We start from the raw sequence: 580 nt of genomic DNA on the forward strand, positions 1-580 counted from the left end.
CCATGAAACCTCAGCAATTCCAAGACATCCTGAAGTCCATACCCATGATGTCCCCAGAGCAGATCGGTGTCCTCCATAAAACTCTGCCGCCCTCACCCATTGCCGGTGATGCACAAGGTATTTCCGGTGAGTCCCGGTTACTGGAAAGACTCAAGTTCTATTTTGACCAGCACCCTGCCTGTCCGCATTGCGGCTCTGAAGCGGTAAAGCGCTGGGGAACCCATGCAGGTCATCAGCGCTATCGCTGCAAACAGTGTCTGCGCACGTTCAATGCTATGACCAAATCACCATTGGCTCACCTGCGCGTCAGAGACAAGCTTGATCAATATCTGGAGTGCATGGATGGCAGCACAACCCTGCGACCGGCGGCCGCTAAATGCGGAGTTTCTCTGAACACTTCGTTCCATCTGCGACACCGCCTGATGGCCGTGGTTAAAGAAGACTCCTATGGGCTTTTATCGGGTATCTCGGAAGAAGACGAAACCTTCTTTCTCGAATCTGAAAAAGGGGCGCGAAATCTGGATCGTCTGCCTCGCAAGCGTGGCAGGCGACGTTTAAGAAATAAGCCGCACTCTGAAGC

1 protein-coding gene is annotated in these 580 nt (G+C 53.1%); it reads left to right on the forward strand.

Features of this window, described 5'->3' with window-relative positions; genetic code table 11:
• On the forward strand, positions 1–580 hold a 580-nt coding region (locus ACNRUY_RS26735; protein WP_488114703.1), incomplete at both ends, for a transposase.

The sequence above is a fragment of the Endozoicomonas sp. Z74 genome, from assembly GCF_057680865.1.